Origin of the sequence: Agrobacterium sp. 10MFCol1.1 (genome assembly GCF_000381165.1) — a bacterium.
GTDB lineage: Bacteria > Pseudomonadota > Alphaproteobacteria > Rhizobiales > Rhizobiaceae > Agrobacterium > Agrobacterium tumefaciens.
Genome location: NZ_KB906072.1, coordinates 813653 through 826938, shown reverse-complemented (window position 1 = coordinate 826938; position 13286 = coordinate 813653). Strand labels below are relative to the sequence as shown.

The following is a 13286-nucleotide window of genomic DNA, read 5'->3' as shown; positions in this document are numbered from 1 at the left end:
TGAGGCGCATCAGCAATTGGAGCAGGTTATCTCAGCGTCGCGCTGCTTGAAGAAATAATCGCGTGCGATCGTGATCGATCTTACGCCGGACGAAGAAATATCTGGCATGAACATCAACAATTCATGCGGCACGGAAAGCTCGACGTGGATGAGGAAACTGTCCGCTACAAGCAAACGTGTGGGAACGGAGACTGGCGATCCCACCACATAGGGCCGCGCGTTTTTCTCGTTCCAGGACCAGGCGATAGTCGCCTGTTTCTGCTTGTCGATCTTGATGCCGCTGATCTTCAGCTGCAGACCCTTGGTGCTATAAGGCGCAAAGACGGCAGCCGTTACGTCCTGCATGCTTGTCAGATAAGCCTTGTCGACGGAATTTGTTTTGGAGATCAGGTCGTTGATCGTTGCGGAGGCGCTGCTTGCCCGCTTGTAGGTATTATAGCCGATGGTGAGTTCGAAGGACGTCAGATAAAGCGCAAGCAATATCGGGAAGACGATCGCAAATTCTACCGCACCCACGCCACGGCGATCCCTTGCGAAGCGTGCAACGAGCGCGATAAAACGAAGTCGGCCGTTCGTGATGGTGGAAACAAGCCCTGCCATCATGAACCCCCGCTCGTGGTGTATTTCTCATTCATGAAAGCATCGGTCGCGACAATGAGGAAATGCGAGGGCATCGACCCGTCGGCTGGGCGTATTTTGGTAAGATATGGTCGGATGATATCTGCGACTACACGCCAGCGATAATAGACGCGCAGCATGTTGATCGTGTCCGGTCCACCCGGCTTGAAGCCGAATTGCGCCGTGTCGAGATCGTAATATTCGCCGTTAGCTTTCAAGGGTATCGTAGTTGGAATATCCTTGAAGGCGGTGAAGGAGCGAAGGTCGATATAAAGCTTCTGTTCTTTTTTGATCTCATCAGCCGAGCAGGTGATAATCACCGAAACTTCGTTGCAGAAACTCTTGCGAAAATCCTCTTTGGAAATCGAACTGCTGATCTGCCCGGTGCGCAGACGCCTCGCCATCGTGTCGGTAGCATTGACGACCACTTGCTCCGCCATCAAGGCGATGAAAGTTTCGATGATCGCGAAGACGACGAGGAAATAGGGAAGCGCCAGGATCGCGAATTCGATGGCTGCTGTCCCGTCACGCGAGAGCCCGAATTTTTCCAGCAATGGCTTCAATTTGGCCAGTCGCATATGTCGGTGTCGATCTTTAGAATATGCGGCAAGCGCAACCGTTGAATTTGTTGCGGACCATAACCAGCCGGTGTTTAAATTCAGTTACCCCGAAGAGTTATACTTTATCAGTTCGCAAAAATGGCACAGGCTATAAAAGCAAAAAGCCCGGCATATCCCCGGGCTTTTACTTACTGGAAAAACGATAGCTTATTCCGCATCCGCTTTTGAGAGAACCTCAAGGGTGGGTGTGGAGGTGATATTGTAGCCGCAATCCACGTAGTGGCACTCGCCGGTAACGCCGCGCGACATGTTGGACAGCAGATAAAGAGCCGATCCGCCTATATCGTCGATATCCGCTGTTCGCCGCAGCGGTGCGTTTTTCTGGTTCCACGCATAGATTGCGCGCGCATCGGAAATGCCGGCGCCCGCCAGTGTGCGGACCGGTCCGGCCGAGATGGCGTTGACGCGAATATCGCGCGGGCCATAGTCGGCAGCGAGATAACGCACGGACGCTTCTAGAGCTGCCTTGGCAACGCCCATGACGTTGTAGTTGGGGATGACCCGCTGCGAACCGTTATAGGTCAGCGTCAGCATGGATCCGCCATTCGTCATCAGTTCGGCGGCACGCTTGGCGATTTCCGTGAACGAGAAACAGGAGATGACCATAGTGCGGCTGAAATTCTCGCGGGTCGTATCCGCGTAAAGACCCTTCAGCTCGTTCTTGTCGGAAAAGCCGATCGCGTGCACGACGAAATCCAGCGTACCCCATTTTTCGCGGATTGCCGCAAAAAGCGCGTCAACCGAGGCGATATCCTCGACATCGCAAGGCACGATAAAGTCGGATCCGAGCTCGGCGGCGAGCGGCTTTACCCGCTTGCCGAGCGCCTCACCCTGATAGGTGAAGGCGAGCTCTGCGCCCTGCGCCGCAAGAGCCTTGGAGATACCCCAGGCGATAGAGTGATTGTTTGCGACGCCCATGATGAGGCCGCGTTTACCCTGCATGATGCCGTTCATGGCAATTATCCGTTATGACGCTGAAAGACCAGCGTGGCGTTGGTGCCGCCGAAGCCGAAGGAATTGGAAAGGATCGTGTCGATCTTGGCATTGTCGATGCGGCTGCGAACAATCGGGACGCCCGCAAATTCCGGATCGAGTTCGGAAATATGCGCGCTCTCGCCGATGAAGCGTTCCTGCATCATCAACAGGCCGTAGATCGATTCCTGAACGCCTGCTGCGCCAAGCGAGTGGCCGGTTAGGGACTTGGTCGACTGGATATGCGGGATCTTGTCGCCGAAGACTTCCCGGATCGCGCCGATTTCCTTGCTGTCGCCAACCGGCGTCGAGGTGCCGTGGGTGTTGATGTAGTCGATATCGCCCTTGACGGTGGAAAGGGCCTGACGCATGCAGCGGATCGCGCCCTCGCCGGAAGGAGCCACCATGTCGTAACCATCCGAGGTTGCGCCATAACCGACGATCTCGGCGTAAATCTTGGCGCCGCGCGCCTTTGCATGTTCCAGCTCTTCAAGAACCAGTACGCCAGCACCGCCGGCGATCACGAAACCGTCGCGGTTGACGTCATAGGCGCGGGAAGCGAGGTTTGGCGTCTCGTTATATTTGGACGACATCGCGCCCATGGCGTCGAAGAGGTTGGACATGGACCAATCGAGGTCTTCATGGCCGCCAGCAAACATCACGTCCTGCTTGCCCCACTGGATCATCTCGGCGGCGTTGCCGATGCAATGCGCCGATGTGGAGCAGGCCGAAGAGATCGAATAGTTGACGCCGTGGATCTTGAACCAGGTCGCAAGTGTGGCCGATGCGGTCGAGGACATGGCCTTCGGCACGGCAAACGGGCCAATACGCTTCGGACTGTTGTTCTTCAGCGTGATATCGGCCGCTTCGACGATGGTGCGGGTGGAAGGACCGCCCGAACCCATGATGATGCCGGTGCGCTCGTTGCCGCTGATGTCGCTTTCCTCGAGACCGGAATCGGCAATCGCCTGCTTCATGGCAACGTGGTTCCATGCGCCGCCCTGCGAAAGGAAGCGCATGGCGCGACGGTCGACCAGCTCGGTCGGATCGAGAGACGGCTTGCCCCATACCTGGCACTTGAAACCGTGTTCAGCAAAATCCGGTGAAAATGAAATGCCGGATTTGGCGTCGCGCAGTGATGCGGTGACTTCGGCGGCATCACCACCGATGGAAGAAACAATGCCGAGGCCGGTGACAACAACTCGTCTCATGAAATGGACCTTTTCTTAAGATTTCGGCTGGACGACCGAAGCCGCCCGGCGTTTGCCAGGACTATTCCGTCCGCTTCAGGCGGTCTTTTCCTTCGACAGCCCCACACGAAGGTCCGTCGCTTGATAAATGGTTTCGCCGTCTGCCTTCAGCCATCCGTCTGCGGTACCCAGAACGAGACGTCCGCGCATCACACGCTTGAAGTCTATGCCGTACTGGAGGAGCTTCGTCTCCGGGCGAACCATGCCCTTGAACTTGACTTCGCCGGTGGAGAGCGCCATGCCGCGGCCTTCTTCGCCCAGCCAGCCGAGGAAGAAGCCGGTCAGCTGCCACATGCCGTCAAGGCCGAGGCAACCCGGCATGATCGGGTTGCCCTGGAAATGGCAGGGGAAATACCAGTCGTCTGGGCTGACATCGTATTCAGCGCGGATGAAACCCTTGTCGAACGCGCCGCCGGTTTCGGAAATTTCGGTGATGCGGTGAACCATGAGCATGGGAGGCAACGGAAGCTGGGCATTTCCCGGACCGAACAATTCGCCGCGTCCGCAGGAAAGGATCTCCTCGTAATTGTAACTTGATTGCCTCGTTGCCATACCGCTTTCACTTCCTCAATCACTGGTGTTTATCGACTTCACTAGAGCAAGTTAGGTTCAAAATGAAGCGCTGCAAGGGCAGAGGCCATTATGCCCCCATTCTTTGTCTTCGAACCTTCTTTAGAGAAGTCATTACCTCAATATGCCGTCCGCATACAGGAACCATCCGGCAGGAACCAGAGGAAATTTGCAAGAATGGCCGGTTTGCAGCCATTTGCGACACTCGGCGACGCTGAAACTATTGAAAGCATTCACCGCAAAAGATATATGCTATTGCAATTGATGGGTTTCACCCCTGTGTTTGGAATGGGATTGCATGGCATTTGACGCCACATTGGATATCGGGACGAGGCTGCGGCGCTCGGGGCTGCGCCCCACGCGCCAGCGCGTTGCTTTGGGCGATCTTCTTTTCGCAAAGGGTGATCGCCACCTGACGGTTGAGGAACTGCATGACGAGGCGGTGACCGCCGGCGTGCCCGTTTCTCTCGCGACGGTATACAACACGCTGCATCAGTTTACCGAAGCCGGCCTGATCCGCGTTCTGGCCGTCGAAGGTGCGCGCACCTATTTCGACACCAACGTGTCCGACCACCATCACTTCTTCGTGGAAGGAGAGAACGAGGTTCTCGACATTCCCGTCAACAATCTCCAGATCGACAATCTGCCAGAGGCGCCCGAAGGCATGGAAATCGCCCATGTGGACGTGGTCATTCGCCTGCGTCGCAAGCGCGGTTGAAGCTTCGGCTTGATAAACAAAAAAACATGGCGCCTGTGGGCGCCATTTTTGTTTCAGGCAGCCTTCGCCGCCTCACTTCAATATATCTTCGGGCCGTCTGCCGGGCTTGCCCTTGTAGGGCGGAAAGGTCCATCCGAAGATCAACGCTCCGGACCGGACACCGAAAGCCGTCAATACGCCGATGCCCGACGCGACATAAAGCGGCGCGCCGAGGAAATAAGCGCCGGTGAAGATGGAGGCCCCCAAAAGCGCGCAGGTGATGTAGATTTCCGGGCGCAGCAGCACGGAGGGTTCTCCCGCGAGAACATCGCGCAATACGCCGCCGAACGTCGCTGTCAAAACGCCTGTCACGATCGCCACGGTTGCGGAGCCGCTTGCAGCCAGACCCTTGGCGGCTCCCATAACGCAATAGGCTGAGAGGCCGACGGCATCGAGCCAGATGAGCACCCGATACCGGGATTCGAACAGGTAGGCGGTGAAGAAAAGCAGAACCGCAACCGATACGCAGACCAGAATATAGGTCGGGTTCAACACCCAGAACACGGGCGCCCTGCCCAGCACGAGATCGCGCACCGTGCCGCCGCCGATCCCGGTCGCGGCGGCGAAAAACAGGAAGCCGATCAGGTCGAGCTGCTTGCGTGAGGCGGCCAATGCGCCGGTTGCGGCAAACACGGCAACGCCGGCATAATCGAGAAAACCCAGCAGTGTCATGGAAAAGGTCCCCCCGGAAATTTGGATGCGTTTGCGTCAGTGTCGCGCAAGCACGGAACTCTAGGCTGGCCGCCCGGATGATCGCAACATCCATAAACGAAACGGATGCAAAGGAAAATGCCGTGCGAATCGCTATCGTTGCCGCTCTTCAGGCGCTGGTCCTCTTGATGTTTCCGGTCGCGCTGGCGGCACAGCAGCAGCTGGTGAACGATCCCGAGATCTATGAAAAGGATCATTTCCGCAAGGAGTGCAAGACGGCTGGCTTCGGCGATGATTTCATCACCAGACTGGATATCAACAATGATGGCCTGATGGATGCCGTCGTCAATCACGGCGTGCTGGATTGCGATGGCGAAAAAGGCCGTAGCTGCGATGACGAAGGTTGCCCTTACAATTTTTACGTCCAGGTCAAAGAGGGCGGATATCTGATGATCGCGACGGCCCGGATTTACGGCTACGATTTCATCAAACGTTTCGGCAACATGGTCTTCGTACTGAAGATGCACCCGCGTTATTGCGATCGAACCGACAAGGAAGCCTGCCTGATGACGGTGCGGGTGCGCGGCACAAAATTCGTCACCATCTCACGCAAGTGAAGACGCAGTCCGTCAGGGCGCGATGCGCCTGATCCGGACCCTTTGGTTATAGCGGTGGCGAAGCGAACGCGGAATGACGAGTGTGGCGATGGCGACCGCAAAAACGGTTGCCGCAACCACCCACAGGGCATCGTACTGCAGCGTGGCGCCCAACACCGCCCCGCAGATTGCGCCGCTTATCATACCGAGCCAGGGCACGATCTGGATGCCCCAATCGAGGCTTCGCTCCCCCAGAAGATAGCGACCGATGCCACGGCCAAAACGGGAAAGGGCGCCGGTCACGTAGGTGAGGCCAATAGGCAGCCCCTCAATATGTTCGACGGCAGCGTTGACCATCCCCATGGCGAAAACGACAAGATAAAACTGCGCCAGGGCGGAAGCATCGCCGCGCAGCAATGCGGCAATCGCCACCAGCGACCCGACGGCCACGAGAACGGCAAAGATGCTCCGGTCGAATTTATGCGCGACCACGATACCACCAGCATTGCCCGCCACGAAAGCGATGATCGCGAAGAGTAGTTTGGCCGCATGGGAATAAACGCCAGCTTCCACCGAAATGGCCGCGCGGGTGGTGTTGCCGGTCATGAAGGAAACGAAATCGCCGGAAAGATGAAGACCCACCGCATCTGTCATTCCGGCGATGAATGAAATGGCGGCGACGAGCGCAATGCCGGTGCCGGTGCGCCTTGCCCTGATGATGTTACGGCGTCTCTGTCTGGTCATGGAAAAGCTCGATATGGAAAACAGCGGGCCGATGCGCCGGGCTATGCTATCCTATGTCTAGAATGCCGGGCGGCTTGTTTGCAATCTTTCTGGAAGCGTTTGAGCGCCTCTATTTTGTCTAGACAAATGTAAAATCCCTGCCTAGCATGCCTCAAATAAAGCGAAAAAAATATCGCACAAAAATAAATCAAAAGGGGTTCCGATCATGAAAAAGACATGGGTTATCGCCGCAATCGCGACGCTTGTTTCATCTGCTTCCGCCTATGCCGAAACATCGGTTACAATAGGCATGTCCGGCTGGACCGGCTTTGCGCCACTGACGCTTGCCAAGCAGGCCGGCATTTTCGAAAAGAATGGCCTCAAGGTCGATATCAAGAAGATTCCGCAGGCAAGCCGGCATCTGGCGCTTGCTTCCGGCGACATACAGTGCGCCGCCACCACGGTCGAAACATGGATCGCGTGGAATGCCAACGGCGTGAAGTCCACCCAGATTTTCCAGATGGACAAGTCGCACGGAGCCGACGGCATTGCGGTGCGCAGTGATGTTGCAAAGGTGTCGGACCTCAAAGGCAAGACGGTTGCCGCTTCTGCACCGGGCACATCCCCCTATTTCTTCCTTGCCTGGATACTGAAGGAAAACGGCCTGACCCTGAAGGACGTGAAGGTCGTCAACCTTGAGCCGGGACCGGCCGCGCAGGCATTCGTCGCCGGCCAGAATGAAGCCGCCATGACCTATGAGCCTTATCTGTCCACAGTGCGCGCCGCACCGGACAAGGGGAAAATCCTTGCGACGACGCTGGATTATCCCGCCGTCATGGACACGTTTGGCTGCACGCCGGATTTCTTGAAGGCCAATCCGCAGGCGGCAAAAGCCCTTGCGGACAGCTATTTCCAGGCGCTCGAGCTCATCAAGACGGACCCTGCAAAATCCTATGAGACCATGGGAGCGGACGTAAAACAGACCGGCGAGGCATTCGCAGCTTCGGCGAAATTCCTGGAATGGCAGGACAAGGCCGCCAACCAGAAGTTCTTCGACGGTGAATTCAAGACATTCTCCGAAAAATCGGCTGATCTGCTTCTGGAAATCGGCGTGATAAAATCGAAACCCGATCTTTCGACACTCGCGGACACGTCCTTCATCAAGTAACAGAAGCAAACTGCTGCTTTTCCTTCGGGGACTATTGCAGCCAGTGAGAAGCCTTACAGCGCCTGTGCGTCATGGACGACGCACGGCGCTTAGATGGTGCGGCGATGGAGTGCCGCGCCCGTTTTCCGGACAGGCGACAGAATGCAACCTCTTCAACCCATAAAGAACAGCACGCGGATTTTTCTCGGCATTCTGTTCTTCGTGCTTTTTTTCTCCGCCTGGGGCTTTGCCACGCTCGGCGGTTTCGTATCGCCGACCTTTCTGGCTGACCCGATCACTATGCTGAAGGACGGCATCTATCTGCTGACCGATCAGGGATTTGCCAGCGATATCGGAATGACGATCTGGCGTGTTGTCGGCGGCTTCGTGCTGGCCTCGCTCGTTGCCGTACCAGTCGGCATCGCCATGGGCGCTTACAAGCCGGTCGAGGCGCTGCTTGAGCCCTTCGTCTCCTTCGCACGCTATCTTCCGGCTTCTGCCTTCGTGCCGCTGCTTATTCTCTGGGCCGGCATCGGCGAGATGCAGAAGCTGCTGGTGATCTTCATCGGCGCAGTTTTCCAGATCATTCTCATGGTTGCCGTGGCGGTTGCCGGCACAAGACGCGATCTGGTGGAGGCTGCCTATACACTTGGCGCAAAAGACCGGGGCGTGGTCCGCCGCGTTCTCATTCCCGCCAATGCGCCCGATATTGCGGAAATTCTCCGTCTCGTCCTCGGCTGGGCCTGGACCTATGTGATTGTTGCCGAGTTGATCGGCGCGTCGTCGGGCATCGGCTATATGATCATCAACAGCCAGGCGCTGATGGCGACCGGGCAGATCATCTTCGGCATCATCGTCATCGGTGTCATCGGACTTATTTCTGACTTCGCGTTCAAATCGCTGAACCGGAAGCTTTTCGCCTGGAGGCTTGCCTGATGAGCGAACTCGTTATCAAGGGCGTCAGCCGCACTTTCCCCGGCGTTCAGGGCGGCCAGCCAACGCTGGCCTTGCAGCCCACGGATCTGGAAATCTCCCGCAACGATTTCGTCACCATTCTCGGCCCGTCCGGATGCGGAAAGTCGACCTTGCTGCGCATCATCGCCGGTCTTGACCGTCCAACGACGGGTGAAGTCCTTTTGTCCGGCCGGGCAGTGACAGGGCCGGGGGCGGATCGCGGCATGGTGTTCCAGTCCTACACGCTGTTTCCTTGGCTGACGATCCGGGAAAACGTCGCCTTCGGTCTGCGCGAGCGTGGTGTGGCCGAGAAGGAAAAATGGGAGATCGTCGACAGCTATATCGACAAGGTTGGCCTGCGCGGTTTCGAGAACCATTGGCCGAAACAGCTGTCCGGCGGCATGCAGCAGAGAACAGCCATCGCGCGCGCTCTGGCAAACGGCCCGAAGATCCTGCTGCTCGACGAGCCTTTCGGCGCACTCGACAACCAGACGCGCGGGCTGATGCAGGAATTGCTGCTCGGCATATGGGAGCGCGAGCAGAAGACCGTCATTTTTGTGACACATGACATCGAGGAGGCGGTGTTCATGGCGTCGCGGGTTGTGACGATGTCAGCGCGGCCGGGGCGCATCAAGTCGATCATGCCGGTCGACCTGCCGCATCCGCGTCACTACACCGTCAAGGCCAGCCCGGAGTTTTCGCAGCTACGCGCCAAGTTGACGGAGGAAATTCGCAGCGAGGCGATTGCCGCCGCTGCCCATGGATAGTTGATCCATAGAACCGGGAGGAAGGAAGCATCGGTATGAGGAGTACAGGCGCCGATCTTCAGGAAAAATCACTGCACGAGCGCATCCGCAACGATGTCGAGCGCCACATCATGTCGGGCGAGTGGCCGCCGGGGTACCGTATTCCCTACGAACACGAGATGACCCGGCAATATGCCTGCTCGCGCATGACGGTGAACAAGGCGCTCGGCGAACTGGTGCAGCGCGGCCTTATCGAGCGCCGCCGGCGTCTCGGCACTTTCGTTCGCCAGCCCCATGCGCAATCGGCCGTGCTGGAAATCCACGATATCGAGCGGGAGGTGCAGGCCCTCGGCCTCGTTTACGGTTACCGTCTCGACAGACGGCGACTGCGCCCTGCGGGGGAAGAAGACGGCGCGGCCATGGCGCTTGCCGCGGATGCCTCAGTTCTGGAACTCACCTGCACGCATTTTGCCGGCGGCGTTCCCTTTTGCCTCGAGGAACGCATCATCAATGTCACCGCCGTTCCGGAGGCTGAGGCAGCGGATTTTTCACAGATCGGGCCGGGCACTTGGCTGCTGAAAATGGTTCCCTGGAGTGCCGCGGAACATCGCATCAGCGCAGTTTCCGCTGATCGCAAAAATGCGACCGCGCTCGGCATTGCTTCCGGTGCGGCGTGTCTGGTCATCCACCGCCGCACCTGGCACGGAGCGGATTATGTCACCAGTGTTCGGGTCACCTATCCCGGCGACCGACACGCGCTGGTGGCGCAGTTTTCGCCTTCGCAAAACACCTGAAGACCGCAGGTCGGTCAATTTTTTGTAAAGAAGAGTTTACGGGTCGTCTTTTGGCAATATAATAGTTGTCAAAAGAACTCAGGTTTATTATCGGAACGTCAAGCTTTCACGACGGCATCCGTTCATGGCCCCGGTTTTAATGAACCGGTCAATCTGCGGATGAGTTCATCGACGGAAATCCGGGATAAAAATTATGTCAGCTGAGACCTCAACTTCTTCCGCGTGCTTCACCAAGGCAAACAAAACACGGCATATCTCACTTGCCATGACGGTCACTTTGCTGGCCGGCTTGAGTGCCGGAGCGGTTTTTGCTCAGTCGGCATCCGAGACCCCGATCCAACCAGCACCTGCACCGGCAACGGAAACGATGCAGCCCGCGCAGTCGCCGGCTGAGACGCCGAGCGCTCCGGCAGTCCAGCCTGTGCCGCCTTCCGCTGCCGCGCCCACACAGCCCGCGCCGGCCCAGCCTGCGCCCGCCGCAAGTAATCCCACGCCGGCAGCCGAAGGTGTTTCACCGCAGCCGACACAGACGGAGCAACCCGCTCCGACGAACGGTACGGCAGCGCCGAACGAGGTCTCCACCCCGGTTGAACCGGTAGTCGCCGAACCCGCAAGTGCCGGACATCGTGCTGATATCCCGCACAACCTGTCTCCCTGGGGCATGTTCATGGCGGCAGACTGGGTCGTGAAGGGCGTGATGATCGGTCTCGCTTTTGCATCGCTCGTCACCTGGACGGTCTGGGTGGCGAAGTCTATCGAGCTTGCCGGTGCACGGGTGCGCGCCGGTGCGACACTAAAGGTTATTCGCAGGGCGAAAACCCTGAACGAGGCGACTGAGGCCGTCGAAAAGAAGGGCGGGCCGGCAGCGCTGATGTTGCGCATGGCAACTCACGAAATGCAGCTTTCCGACGCGGTGGTCGAACACACCGACGGCGGCGGGATCAAGGAGCGTGTATCCTCGGCCCTGTCACGCATTGAAACCCACGCCGGTCGCCGCATGTCGCGCGGAACGGGCGCCTTGGCGACCATCGGCTCCACCGCTCCCTTTGTCGGTCTGTTCGGTACCGTCTGGGGCATCATGAATTCCTTCATCAGCATCTCGGAATCGCAGACCACCAATCTTGCCGTCGTGGCACCCGGCATTGCCGAGGCGCTGCTTGCCACGGCAATCGGCCTTGTTGCTGCTATTCCAGCGGTGGTGATCTACAACGTCTTCGCCCGCTCGATCACGGGATACCGGCATTTGCTGGCGGATGCCGCAGCCGGCGTGGAACGCCTCGTCAGCCGCGACCTCGATTTCCGCCGCATTCCGCCGGGCAGCAGCAAGCCGGCTGTGTCGTTGGTTGGGCGGTGATCGGTCATGGCTGGCGGTATTCGCGAAAATAGCGGAGACGATCTCTCCGAAAACCACGAAATCAACGTCACGCCTTTCATCGACGTGATGCTGGTTCTGCTCATCATCTTCATGGTGGCCGCACCGTTGGCGACCGTGGATGTGAATGTCGATCTGCCCGCATCAACCGCCAAGCCGGCGGAGCGCCCGGAAGAGCCGCTTTATCTGACCGTCAAGGATGATCTGTCGCTCAATCTCGGCAATGATGCGGTTGCCCGCGAAGCCCTGGCAGCGGCGATCGACCGGCAGACGGGCGGCAAGAAAGATACGCGAATTTTCCTGCGCGCCGACAAAGCCGTCGACTATGGCCACTTCATGGAAATCATGAACCTGCTTCGCGATGCCGGATATCTGAAAATCGCTCTGGTAGGGCTGGAAAATGCCGCTGCGGCAACGCAGCCAGCCGGTGCCGTTCCGCCCGCCGCGCCCGCAGTGCCAGGAACCGCGCCATGACTGGAAATGGCTACCCGCAGTCCCGGCATTCCCGCCTCGGGGAAGCGGCGTTGTGGTCCGCCGCAGCACTGCTCATGCTGGGCGTTCATGCGGGGTTTGCCTATTACCTGATGCAGGAACCAGAAGAACTGGATGCCGGCGGGCCGCCGCCTGCCGCGATCATGATCGAAATGGCAGCCATACCGGAAGCCGTCAACACCGAGGAAACGACGCCTGCGCAGGACGTTGAAGATGCCGAAGAGGTAAAGAGCGACAACAGCCAGCCGGTAGAGGAAGTCACCCCGGAGGAGCCGCCGCCGCCTGAGCCGGTTGTGGAAACGCCGCCGCCGGAACCCGTGCAGCCGCCGGAACTGCCGGTCGAGGAGATCGTCGAGCCGCAGGAAATTCCCGAACCGGTGGAGCCGATCGATCCCGTGCAGGAACAGATGATGGCGGAACTCGAAAATGTCGAGGTTCCCTTGCCCGTCATCCGGCCGCCGCCGCCGCCGGTCGAAAAGAAGGTGGAGAAGAAAGAACCGGACGACAAGAAGAAGGTCGAGCGCCAGCGCCCCAAACCGCAACAGGCATCGGAACTGCGCGAAACGGCCAAGGCCGAGACACAGCAATCCGACCGGACGGCGGCATCGCGCAACAATGCCGGTTTCTTCTCTTCATCCTCCGCCTCGCCGGCAAAATGGGGATCGAAGGTTCGCTCGCATATCCAGAGGCGTAAGCCCCGCTCGCTTCGCAGCGATGCGATGACAGCGACCGTGCGGTTCCGGGTTAACGATACAGGCGCCATCAGCGGTGTCAGTGTGGTGCAGTCCACTGGTGATTCCTCCATCGACCAGCAGATTGCGGCCTGGATCCAGAGCGCGTCACCCGTGCCCGCGCCGCCACCGGATGCAAATAAGACAATCACCTTGCCGATCAGCATCCGCTAGATCGATTCCAAGGCCACGTCGCGGTTCTGCTGGAATAAGCTCTTGCCTGGTATGACGCCCTGCCAAAGGGCGAATGCGTGCCCGACCGTTATTCTCGATAAGATATCCATTCGGGCCTG

Annotated in this window: 17 protein-coding genes; 10 read left to right on the top strand and 7 right to left on the bottom strand. The window is 58.4% G+C overall.

Annotated features, from left to right (window positions below; genetic code table 11):
• Window positions 1-9 precede the first annotated feature (9 nt).
• The 5 genes from F617_RS0104345 to fabA form a co-directional block, all read right to left on the bottom strand.
• On the bottom strand, window positions 10-603 hold the full coding sequence (locus F617_RS0104345; protein WP_003514432.1) for a TadE/TadG family type IV pilus assembly protein: 594 nt from the start codon (window positions 601-603) through the stop codon (window positions 10-12).
• Window positions 600-1196 carry a TadE/TadG family type IV pilus assembly protein gene (locus F617_RS0104340; RefSeq protein ID WP_003514434.1) on the bottom strand — a complete coding sequence of 199 codons (597 nt, stop codon included), beginning with the start codon at window positions 1194-1196 and terminating at the stop codon, window positions 600-602. Before F617_RS0104340 ends, F617_RS0104345 begins: the two co-directional genes overlap by 4 nt.
• Window positions 1197-1385: 189 nt before the next feature.
• A complete protein-coding gene (gene fabI / locus F617_RS0104335) occupies window positions 1386-2192 on the bottom strand; it encodes an enoyl-ACP reductase FabI (protein WP_003514436.1) in 807 nt (268 codons plus the stop codon).
• Window positions 2193-2197: 5 nt separating this feature from the next.
• On the bottom strand, window positions 2198-3421 hold the full coding sequence (gene fabB, locus F617_RS0104330) for a beta-ketoacyl-ACP synthase I (protein ID WP_003514438.1): 1224 nt from the start codon (window positions 3419-3421) through the stop codon (window positions 2198-2200).
• Between the two features lie 75 nt (window positions 3422-3496).
• The gene (gene fabA / locus F617_RS0104325; protein WP_003514441.1) at window positions 3497-4012 is read right to left on the bottom strand and encodes a 3-hydroxyacyl-[acyl-carrier-protein] dehydratase FabA; all 516 of its coding nucleotides are present in this window, start codon (window positions 4010-4012) and stop codon (window positions 3497-3499) included.
• Window positions 4013-4207: 195 nt separating this feature from the next.
• On the opposite strand from fabA, the gene F617_RS29025 reads away from it, so the two are divergent.
• Both F617_RS29025 and irrA read left to right on the top strand, forming a co-directional pair.
• Entirely contained in the window at window positions 4208-4339 is a 132-nt protein-coding gene (locus F617_RS29025) for a hypothetical protein (RefSeq protein WP_003514443.1), read from the top strand.
• Window positions 4329-4748 (top strand): iron response transcriptional regulator IrrA, encoded by a 420-nt coding sequence (gene irrA, locus F617_RS0104315; RefSeq protein WP_003507276.1) that lies wholly within the window; start codon window positions 4329-4331, stop codon window positions 4746-4748. The genes F617_RS29025 and irrA overlap by 11 nt, the downstream gene beginning before the upstream one ends.
• A gap of 72 nt (window positions 4749-4820) precedes the next feature.
• Here the strand turns inward: irrA and F617_RS0104310 are convergent, their stop codons facing one another.
• The gene (locus F617_RS0104310) at window positions 4821-5459 is read right to left on the bottom strand and encodes a trimeric intracellular cation channel family protein (protein ID WP_003514444.1); all 639 of its coding nucleotides are present in this window, start codon (window positions 5457-5459) and stop codon (window positions 4821-4823) included.
• 77 nt (window positions 5460-5536) lie between these two features.
• Between F617_RS0104310 and F617_RS0104305 the strand changes: the two genes are divergently transcribed.
• The gene (locus F617_RS0104305) at window positions 5537-6055 is read left to right on the top strand and encodes a hypothetical protein (RefSeq protein WP_019564536.1); all 519 of its coding nucleotides are present in this window, start codon (window positions 5537-5539) and stop codon (window positions 6053-6055) included.
• A 12-nt stretch (window positions 6056-6067) separates the two neighbouring features.
• Here F617_RS0104305 and F617_RS0104300 read toward each other — a convergent pair whose 3' ends face one another.
• Window positions 6068-6778, bottom strand: coding sequence for a YoaK family protein (locus tag F617_RS0104300; protein WP_019564535.1), 711 nt, complete (start codon window positions 6776-6778; stop codon window positions 6068-6070).
• 205 nt (window positions 6779-6983) lie between these two features.
• Between F617_RS0104300 and F617_RS0104295 the strand changes: the two genes are divergently transcribed.
• The 7 genes from F617_RS0104295 (at window position 6984) to F617_RS0104265 (ending at window position 13167) form a co-directional block, all read left to right on the top strand.
• Window positions 6984-7925, top strand: a complete 942-nt coding sequence (locus F617_RS0104295; RefSeq protein WP_003514451.1) for an ABC transporter substrate-binding protein — start codon at window positions 6984-6986, stop codon at window positions 7923-7925.
• 141 nt (window positions 7926-8066) lie between these two features.
• Window positions 8067-8840 carry an ABC transporter permease gene (locus tag F617_RS0104290; protein ID WP_003514452.1) on the top strand — a complete coding sequence of 258 codons (774 nt, stop codon included), beginning with the start codon at window positions 8067-8069 and terminating at the stop codon, window positions 8838-8840.
• Window positions 8840-9625, top strand: coding sequence for an ABC transporter ATP-binding protein (locus F617_RS0104285; protein ID WP_013635262.1), 786 nt, complete (start codon window positions 8840-8842; stop codon window positions 9623-9625). Before F617_RS0104290 ends, F617_RS0104285 begins: the two co-directional genes overlap by 1 nt.
• A 35-nt stretch (window positions 9626-9660) precedes the next feature.
• Window positions 9661-10398, top strand: a complete 738-nt coding sequence (gene hutC / locus F617_RS0104280; protein ID WP_019564534.1) for a histidine utilization repressor — start codon at window positions 9661-9663, stop codon at window positions 10396-10398.
• Between the two features lie 193 nt (window positions 10399-10591).
• Window positions 10592-11752, top strand: coding sequence for a tonB-system energizer ExbB (gene exbB / locus F617_RS0104275; RefSeq protein ID WP_019564533.1), 1161 nt, complete (start codon window positions 10592-10594; stop codon window positions 11750-11752).
• 6 nt (window positions 11753-11758) lie between these two features.
• On the top strand, window positions 11759-12244 hold the full coding sequence (gene exbD, locus F617_RS0104270) for a TonB system transport protein ExbD (protein WP_013635265.1): 486 nt from the start codon (window positions 11759-11761) through the stop codon (window positions 12242-12244).
• Window positions 12241-13167, top strand: a complete 927-nt coding sequence (locus F617_RS0104265) for a TonB family protein (protein ID WP_026330667.1) — start codon at window positions 12241-12243, stop codon at window positions 13165-13167. Before exbD ends, F617_RS0104265 begins: the two co-directional genes overlap by 4 nt.
• The last annotated feature ends 119 nt before the right edge of the window (window positions 13168-13286 follow it).

Coding starts and splice junctions, on each gene's coding strand:
- fabA (WP_003514441.1), bottom strand. CDS start 4,012: ATGGCAACGAGGCAATCAAGTTACAATTACGAGGAGATCCTTTCCTGC.
- F617_RS0104345 (WP_003514432.1), bottom strand. CDS start 603: ATGATGGCAGGGCTTGTTTCCACCATCACGAACGGCCGACTTCGTTTT.
- F617_RS0104265 (WP_026330667.1), top strand. CDS start 12,241: ATGACTGGAAATGGCTACCCGCAGTCCCGGCATTCCCGCCTCGGGGAA.
- F617_RS0104300 (WP_019564535.1), bottom strand. CDS start 6,778: ATGACCAGACAGAGACGCCGTAACATCATCAGGGCAAGGCGCACCGGC.
- exbB (WP_019564533.1), top strand. CDS start 10,592: ATGTCAGCTGAGACCTCAACTTCTTCCGCGTGCTTCACCAAGGCAAAC.
- exbD (WP_013635265.1), top strand. CDS start 11,759: ATGGCTGGCGGTATTCGCGAAAATAGCGGAGACGATCTCTCCGAAAAC.
- F617_RS0104285 (WP_013635262.1), top strand. CDS start 8,840: ATGAGCGAACTCGTTATCAAGGGCGTCAGCCGCACTTTCCCCGGCGTT.
- F617_RS0104290 (WP_003514452.1), top strand. CDS start 8,067: ATGCAACCTCTTCAACCCATAAAGAACAGCACGCGGATTTTTCTCGGC.
- F617_RS0104295 (WP_003514451.1), top strand. CDS start 6,984: ATGAAAAAGACATGGGTTATCGCCGCAATCGCGACGCTTGTTTCATCT.
- fabI (WP_003514436.1), bottom strand. CDS start 2,192: ATGAACGGCATCATGCAGGGTAAACGCGGCCTCATCATGGGCGTCGCA.
- F617_RS0104340 (WP_003514434.1), bottom strand. CDS start 1,196: ATGCGACTGGCCAAATTGAAGCCATTGCTGGAAAAATTCGGGCTCTCG.
- F617_RS0104305 (WP_019564536.1), top strand. CDS start 5,537: ATGATCGCAACATCCATAAACGAAACGGATGCAAAGGAAAATGCCGTG.
- irrA (WP_003507276.1), top strand. CDS start 4,329: ATGGCATTTGACGCCACATTGGATATCGGGACGAGGCTGCGGCGCTCG.
- fabB (WP_003514438.1), bottom strand. CDS start 3,421: ATGAGACGAGTTGTTGTCACCGGCCTCGGCATTGTTTCTTCCATCGGT.
- F617_RS0104310 (WP_003514444.1), bottom strand. CDS start 5,459: ATGACACTGCTGGGTTTTCTCGATTATGCCGGCGTTGCCGTGTTTGCC.
- hutC (WP_019564534.1), top strand. CDS start 9,661: ATGAGGAGTACAGGCGCCGATCTTCAGGAAAAATCACTGCACGAGCGC.
- F617_RS29025 (WP_003514443.1), top strand. CDS start 4,208: ATGGCCGGTTTGCAGCCATTTGCGACACTCGGCGACGCTGAAACTATT.